Genomic DNA, 8,188 nt, shown 5'->3' with positions numbered 1-8,188 from the left:
AGGCACGAGTATGAGTTGTAAGCTCGGTCAGGCAGGGCGCACCCGTTCCAACAGCATCCATTATCTGCGTGACGGTGTGAACGCTTCCACTTCACTCACCTTCGCGGAGTTGGACGAGGCCGTTCGCGAGGCCGCTGCGTTTCTCCAGCATGGCTGTGATGTACGTGCCGGGCAGCATGTGATGATAACGCTGCGAGACCCGCTGCGCTTTGCCACCGCATTCCTGGCCTGCCAGTACATCGGTGCCGTGCCGATTGGCCTCTCATCCAATTTCAAGCGTTTCAGTGTTGGCGATCATTTGCTGGCGATCGCTCGCGACGCTCAGGCCAGAGTGCTGCTGGTTGATGCGATGCAACAGCAACACGGGGCGATCGACGTGTTGCGCCAGTACACCGATGTCTCGGTGGTCGCAATCGGGGAGCGCTTTGAGTGTGGCTTTCGCGCAGCCGCTCGAGTGGACTCCCCGGTCGCCTTTGTCCAGTACACATCAGGTTCTACCCGCGATCCGAAAGGATCGGTGGTCAGCCGCAAGGCGCTTGAGGCCCAATTTGACTTGCTGATGCGTACATTTGGCTTCGACGAGCATTCGCGATTCGTAAACTGGCTGCCGCTGCACCACGACATGGGATTGGTAAGCAAGTTGTTGCTGCCCTATCACCTGGGCGCGACAAGTGTGCATATGCTGCCAGCCACTTTCATGCAACGTCCGTCCCGTTGGTTGCGGGTCATCGATGAGTTTGGCGGCACGGTCAGCAGCGCCCCGAACTTCGCTTATGAGCTTTGTCTTCACATACCGGAGCATGAGCTGCAGGGCATCGATCTTTCAAGCTGGTCCAGCGCCGTGTGTGGTGCGGAAGCGGTTCGCCATGACACGCTGGCAAAGTTCGCGACTCGGTTTGCCAGCCATGGCTTCGATAGCCGATCCCTGTGCCCTGCTTACGGCATGGCTGAAGCCACCCTCATGATCAGCGCACGGCGTGGTCTTGCACATGACGCCCCCGCGCAACGGGGGGAGCAGGCTGCCGGTGAGTCTCTCGCTACCATGGGCGCACTTGCCAGCTGTGGGATGCCTGAGGACACAGATGTCGACATCAGGATCGTTGACACGGCAACCCGTCGTGAATGCGAGCCTGGTCAGGTCGGAGAGATTTGGGTTAGCGCTCCGAGTCTTGCGCAAGGCTACTTGCGCAATGGGCAAATCGATAGCGATGCGTTCGACCATTGCCTACCTCAGGTCCCCCGTAGGCGCTACCTGGCCACTGGGGACCTGGGTTACATCGCAAGCTCCGGCATTCATGTGCTGGGCCGTATAGGCAGCGCGATCACGGTGGCCGGACGCAAGTATTTCTTCACCGACATCGAGTTTGCCATGCTGCAACTCGATTCACGCTTTACGCCTAACAGCGCGGCGGCGTTGAGCCGAGATGGTGGACAGACGGTGACACTCGTCTATCAAGTGCGACCGAGCGCCATTGCGTTGGACGACCTTCCTGTACTTGGCGAGCGTTGTGCCTCACGGATCGAAGCCATGTTCCCGATCGCCGTTGCCGGGGTGTTGTTCACTCATCGCTCCTTGCCTCGTACCAGCAGCGGTAAGCTGCAACGCGATCGTGTGCGCGAAATGTTCGAGGTTGAGCCTTTGCAGGGCTCTTATATCATGCGCGCACATCGGCAGTCGGCCCCTGAGCCCGGTGCCGGGGCGGGCCCGCTGGAAACTGTTGCGCATCTGCTCGGACGCGCCGCGCACGAGCTTGATCTAGAGCGAACCCTGGTCGAGCTGGGAGCGGATTCGTTGACAATTGTCCGTATCCAGTTTGAGTGGGAGCGTCGCTTTGCTTGTGTCCTTGATCGGGCACGGATGTATGCCGGCGCTCGTCTTGGCGATCTGCTCGATGAAATTCACCCATCGGTACCACAGGTCATAGCGCCCCCTGAACCTGTAAGCGCTCGCAGCGTTGCGGCGACGCATTACCAGCGTGCCTTGGTGTTTGCGCAGACATTGGCGGGTCAGCCGATTTACACCCTGCAACGTGCAGTGTGTATCGAGGGGCAGATCGAGCCAGATCGGCTGCGGCTCGTGCTGGCTCGCCTGGAAGAACGGCATGAGGCTTTGTGCGGGCATTTCAGCCTCGCGTCCGGTGAGCTAAGTTATGTCGTCGACGCTGATTGTGCGCCCTCGCTCGTTTTTGAAGACCTGGGCATGCAGGATGCAACTGCGTCCGCCCGTCTGCATGAATGGAGTGTTCAGGGTATAGAAATCGATGCTGCTCGACTTTATCGGGTGGTACTGCTACGTCGACGCGAGGGTGGGGCGTTTCTCTTGCTTCAAGTCCACCATGCTATTACCGACTTTTGGTCGTTCGTCATTATCTGGCGTGATCTGTTCGCGTTGTATGAAGCCGTCTCGCGCGATGAGCTTGTGCACAAGTCGCCTGACGCTGCGCTCTATCGGCATTTTTGTCAGGAACATCAGGCTTATCTGGGGTCTCAGCAAGCCCAGAACGATGCACATTACTGGCAGTCAAAACTGAACTCGGCCTGTGATCCGCGCCTACCCCTCCTGGCGCAAGGTCTTGAACGGTATGAGGCGCGTAGGCATCGCAGTGAGTTGTCGAAGGACCTGGTCGCGGCGATTCGTGTTCGAGCGGCCGAAGTGGGCGTGACGGTTGGCTGTGTGTTGCAATTGGCAATGGAGGCAAGCCTCGGCATTCTCACGCGTCGCGAACGCGTCCGATATGGCGTTGCTTTACTCAATCGTGCTGCTCGGTATCGTGACACGGTGGGGATGTTCGCCAACCTGATACCAATGGAAGCCGAGGTAACTGCTAATGCGTGCATCGATGACGCGCTCCTAGATGTCAGAAATCGGTTGGCTAGCGCGCTGGCCCACGAGGCCGTGCCGCTTTCGCAGTTGGGCACGGACCTGGCCGCCAGCGGCAGTACGTCGGGCACCTGCTTCGATGTCGTGTTTGCCTACTTCGATATGGCAGGGCTCGATGTCGGCGCCGAATCCGTTGGGATTGCGTTTGAACGAGAGTTCGCCTCCTTCGATATTGGTGGACTGAAGGTGTCGCCCTTCCAACTGCCGCCGGCCTTTGTGCATTATCCCATGCAGATACAGTTGCTGGGTGACGATGACCATTTGCAGTTGTGTGTCGACTATCGTCATGACGCGCTGGATTCGCTGTTGGTGTGGTCATGGGTCCAGCAATTCCATTCGGCGCTAGCGGTCATTGCCCAAGGCAGTAATCGTCGGCTGTCCGCAGCAATGGCACTGCCCGCAACGATCCTTTGTAAATTGCAGGCGTGGGGTGAGGAAGCGGGCAGCCCCCCACCATCCACTATGGCGCGAATCGTCGGGCAGGCTTTGGCGCATCCCGATGCGATCGCTCTGATCCCCGCTGGTGAAGGTGAGGTGTGGACCTACGGGCGTTTGCTGGTCATGGCTGACGCCTACGCCAGGCAGGTGCGTGCGCATGCCACTGATAAGCGCCAGGTCGTAGTGGCCGTTATGCTGCCGCGCAGTCCGTTGGGCGTCGCTGCTTGCCTGGGGGTGATGTTGGCGGGGGGTATCTATCTTCCGATTGACCCATCGACACCCGTGTCCAGGCGTGACTACATGCTAAGTGACAGTGGTGCTGTCGCGGTGATAGCGAATAGTGAATCACTCCAGGCGGGCCTGACCCTGCCCTTGATCGCTACGCCGGATGATACGAGGGACTCATTGGCATCAAGCGATTCGATGAATCTATTCGCGTGCGCTAATGCGGGTGCCTACGTGCTTTACACATCCGGTAGTACGGGGCAGCCCAAAGGGGTTCTGGTCGACCACCGAGCTCTTGATCATCGACTCGACTGGATGATCGAGCGCCTTGCGCTTTCAGCCGATGATGTGTTCGTACAGAAGACGATTTGGACGTTCGATGTTTCGCTTTGGGAAATCCTTGCCCCCTTAGCACTGGGCGCCAAGGCTGTCTGCATACAACCCCAGCACGAGCGATATCCCGAAGCGGTGGCCGATGCGGTCTTGCGCAATGGGGTCACCATCATGCATTTCGTTCCCTCTGTGCTGAGCCATTGGTTGGGCATAGACGGTGTACGCAAGGCAATCGCAGGGTTACGGCACGTAGTGTGCAGTGGTGAAGCGATGCTGCCGGCCCATGTCCAAGCATTTTTCGCCTGCGCGCCCCACGTACGCCTTTTTAACTTTTACGGGCCCACGGAGGCCGGTATCGATGTGACCTATGCCGAGCTGTTTGCGAACTCGACAGAGGTTTCCATCGGGCGGCCTGCACCGAACTGCGAGGTGTCGATAGTCGATGAACAGGGCGTTCCGGTACTTCCTGGGGCTGAGGGTGAACTTGTGGTTGCCGGGCCACAAGTGGCGATTGGCTATATCGGTAAGCCGGCGTTGACCGCTGACCGATTCATCCCGCCACCCTTGGGAAGGGGATCGCGGAGCTATCGCACCGGCGATCGGGCTCGTTTCGATGAGCATGGCAACATATTCTACCTCGGACGTCTGGACGGTCAGGTCAAGCTCTCTGGATATCGCATCGAACTCGGCGAAATCGAGCAGACACTCAGCCGTCTACCGGGGATTCGCAACGTGGTGGTCATGCTTGTGGAAGAGGTTGGCCCTGCACGACTTTGCGCATTTGTGCACATCGACCATCAGGTAGCGTTGACCAGGATAGAGATCGAGGCGCATGCGCGGGCATGGTTGCCTGAATTCATGGTCCCTCGAGAGTGGCGATTGCTGACGGAATGGCCATTGCTGACTAACGGTAAGGTCGATCGCGCGCAGTTGCGCGCCGAGCGACGTCGTGACGGCGCTGACGCGCCGGTTGTTGGCGCCACCGGCCTTCGCGACCAACTTGCGCTGCATTGGCAGGCCGTGTTGGGCGGGCCTGTTCCTTGCGATGCTGATGATTTCTTCGAGTGCGGTGGCGACTCGATCTTGGCATTGCATCTGATTGGTCGTCTTCGCGAGGCCGGCATTGCCTTGTCGGTTCAAGCCTTATTCCGTAGCAGCAGTTTCGCTGGGATACAGGAGACCCTCGCCAGCAGCGGGAATGTGCAGCCCGCTGTCCCAGCCGTCGCGCCGTTCAGTCTGCTAAGCGAGCAGGAGCGTTCGGTTCTGGAAACGGCTGAGTTCGAGGATGCTTACCCGCTGAGCTATTTGCAGCGGGGAATCGTGTACAAGTTTTTCAACGATGATCACTACGAGGTCTTCGTAACAACCTTGGAACTCGTTGCTCGTTGGGACGCGCCGGCGTTACACCGTGCGTTGCGCCATGTCGTTGCTGAGCATGGTTTCTTGCGAACCTCTGTCGATTTGGAGCGCTTTGCCGAACCGGTGCAGATCCTGCACCGGTTCGTGGAGGTGGAACTGGCGGTCGAGGACTTGACCGAGTTCACCGAGGCCGAGCGTCAGCGCCAGTTGAAGTCCTGGATAGAGGCGGAGAAAAAAAGGCCTTTCACGTGGGAAGTGGCACCCCATTTCCGCTGCACTGTCCACTTGCTCGATCAAGAGCGCTTTCAGTTGACCTTTGCCGATGCTTCGCTCGACGGCTGGTGTGTGGCAACCGTGTTGACGGAGCTGCTAGAAGTCTATTCTGCCTATAGCATGGGCAAGGTGCCGGATACGGCCAGACGCCCACTGCTCGGCTATGCCGAGTTCGTGGCTTTGGAGCGTCAGGCGCTGACCAGTGCGGCCCATGCCCAGTTCTGGGCTAATGTGCTTGAGACCGGGTGTTTCGCCGATACACAGGCACCGTCGCTGTCCGCTGGTGGGCTGCACCGTCGGCTGACCTGGCAGGCCACGGCCCGACCGGTGGAACGTCTCAAGGCTATCGCCCAAGTGGCACGGGTACCATTGAAGAATCTGCTGATGGCGATCCATTTCTACGCATTGGCTCGCGTCACCAACAGTACGTTGCAGCGCAGTGGAGTTGAATTCAATGGCAGGCCAGAGCTGAGCGGTGGCGACCGTTGCATCGGGGTATTCAATAATCTGCTCCCGGTAGCTATCGATCTGCAAGGCATGAGTTGGGGGCAATTGCTGCGCACCTGCTTTGACATAGAGAAGAGCTATTTACCGTACCGGCGCTTTCCCTATGCTCGACTGGTCGCTATGAATGACGGGCGTCCGTTGTTTCAGGCGCTCTTCGTATATACGCATTTTCATGTGTATCGCGGCTTGCAGGCACTTCCACTGAAGGTGGCCAGTCACTATGCGTCCGACCAAACTTATGTGCCGCTGACCGTCCACTTTAACCAGGATCACCTTGGAGACGGTCTGCGGGTTCTTTTCGATTACGATGCACGGCATGTCTCGCGTGATCAAGTCGAGCAAGTCCGCGCGGCTATCGCTACGACGTTCGAGTTTTTGTCCCAGTACGACTCCATCAAGGACATGCTGGGCGAAGCGGTCTTTCCTGGTCCGGCGCTACCTGCCCCCCTTTCACTTAACGTTACACTGGACGAACCTTATGCATAGCCGTTCCAAGCCCACCGGTTTCAATGAGCAGAAGGAAAAACAGCAGTTTCTCTCCGAGCTTCTTGGGCAAACGGTGGCTGCACCGAGCGCCACCAGCCATGAGGTGGAGGGGGAGCCGCTGTCCAATCTTGAGGCTAAGCTGCTAGATATCTGGAGTGAGTCGTTTGCCCGTCCCGTCCAGGTGGAGGACAACTATTTCGCGCTAGGCGGTGACTCGCTCAAGAGCATCCGCATCTCTGCGCGGGCCAGGCGCGCAGGGCTTGATATAGCCATGCAGGACATCATCAATCACCCCACGGTGCGCGCGCTTGCCCAGCATCTGGCGGCTTGTGCGACGAGCACCAGCCTCTCGATTGATACCGTTGTGACGGCAGGCCAGGCCGAGAGTGGTATTTATCCCTCCACGGCTGCCCAGGAGGGTATGCTGTACCACTGCTTGGCCAACCCGCAGGATTCGCTCTATGTCTCGCAATTCAGCTGTGTGCTGGTGGGCGCGCTTGATCCTGGGCGTTTCGAGACCGCGTTGCGTCTACTGATAAAGCGACACCCCGCGTTACGTACGGCCTTTCCAGAAAGCCTTCGTGCTTGCCACAGCCAGCAAATCCATGAAAATGTGACGGTGATGCTGCGCTATGAGTCGCCTGACGTACAGACAGGCGTCACGGAGCTGGATCAGCTCAAGCGTCGCGAGCGCGAACTTCCTTTCGAATTCTCCCTCCCACCACTGTTGCGCATTTGCCTGGTGAGGTTGTCCGCAGAGCGGCATTTGTGGATTTGGACACAACACCATCTAATCGCCGACGGACGAGCTCAAGAATGTCTGATGATCGAGCTTGCGGACTTGTATGCCGGTCTGGCGATAGACTCAGCGTTGCACGTAGAAGAGGATCCGAGTTATCGCCATCTTCTGCTCGACACGCGAGCAAGAGCTCGGGCTGAACAACAATTCTGGGCCGATTATCTTGCGCATGTCGATGTCACGGGATTGCTAGGCAGGCAATCGGATGTCACCACGCCCGAGGAACTCTCGTTCGAGCTTTCTCAAGAAATCACTGGTGCGCTTGGTGATGCGCTAGTCAGTGCGCAACTGACGATGGCCAGCGCCTTTGCTTCCTGGTTTGCGTTGGCGCTTGCGGTAACGTTCGACCGCCGTGACCTGTTGGTGGGCCTAGTGACGTCTGGACGACATGCCGAGCATTCGGACTACGCCGACACCGTGGGTAACTTGATCAGCACACTGCCTTTGAGAGCGACGCTCAACGGCGGCCGAAGCTTGAAGCAGTGGACGCGGGCCATGCAGTCCAGCATCGCCTGTCTGCAACAGCGCGCACATGATTCGCTGCCTGACATCAAGCGCAGTATCGGTTGGCCGGCCGAGTCGGCGCTTTTCGATGCCATCTACGTGCACGAGAACCATGCCCCTGTGGGTCGGTTATTTGGAGTGGCGACAGGACTGCAGGTAGAGGACATGCAGTTTCACATCAACGAGGGCTACCCACTGGTCATCGTCTGCGAGCAAGCGGAGCGTGTGCGTTTCACTCTGCGTTATCAATCGCAGGTCTGCTCCAGTACTCAGGCGCAAGAGTTGATCAGCCGGCTACAGCAGCTGTGCAGCACTTGGGCGGATAAAGCATCGCTGGATCTCTCGAAGGTCGTTGAACTCATTCGATGAGCGCGATTTTCCAG

At 58.4% G+C, this 8,188-nt stretch carries 2 protein-coding genes; both read left to right on the top strand.

Going from position 1 to position 8,188, the window contains the following annotated elements; all coding sequences use genetic code 11:
• Positions 1–10: 10 nt before the first annotated feature.
• On the top strand, positions 11–6,502 hold the full coding sequence (locus tag PF66_RS15270) for a non-ribosomal peptide synthetase (RefSeq protein WP_054063139.1): 6,492 nt from the start codon (positions 11–13) through the stop codon (positions 6,500–6,502).
• Positions 6,495–8,174 carry a condensation domain-containing protein gene (locus PF66_RS15265; protein ID WP_054063138.1) on the top strand — a complete coding sequence of 560 codons (1,680 nt, stop codon included), beginning with the start codon at positions 6,495–6,497 and terminating at the stop codon, positions 8,172–8,174. The genes PF66_RS15270 and PF66_RS15265 overlap by 8 nt, the downstream gene beginning before the upstream one ends.
• The last annotated feature ends 14 nt before the right edge of the window (positions 8,175–8,188 follow it).

The organism is Pseudomonas asplenii (genome assembly GCF_001293465.1).
GTDB classification, from domain to species: Bacteria; Pseudomonadota; Gammaproteobacteria; order Pseudomonadales; family Pseudomonadaceae; genus Aquipseudomonas; species Aquipseudomonas fuscovaginae_B.
Note: the sequence above shows the minus strand (reverse complement) of the source record. Positions and strands in the feature narration are given on the sequence as shown.

What these genes read in the sequence shown, in the direction of transcription:
- PF66_RS15265 (WP_054063138.1), top strand. Translation starts at nt 6,495, where the DNA reads ATGCATAGCCGTTCCAAGCCCACCGGTTTCAATGAGCAGAAGGAAAAA.
- PF66_RS15270 (WP_054063139.1), top strand. Translation starts at nt 11, where the DNA reads ATGAGTTGTAAGCTCGGTCAGGCAGGGCGCACCCGTTCCAACAGCATC.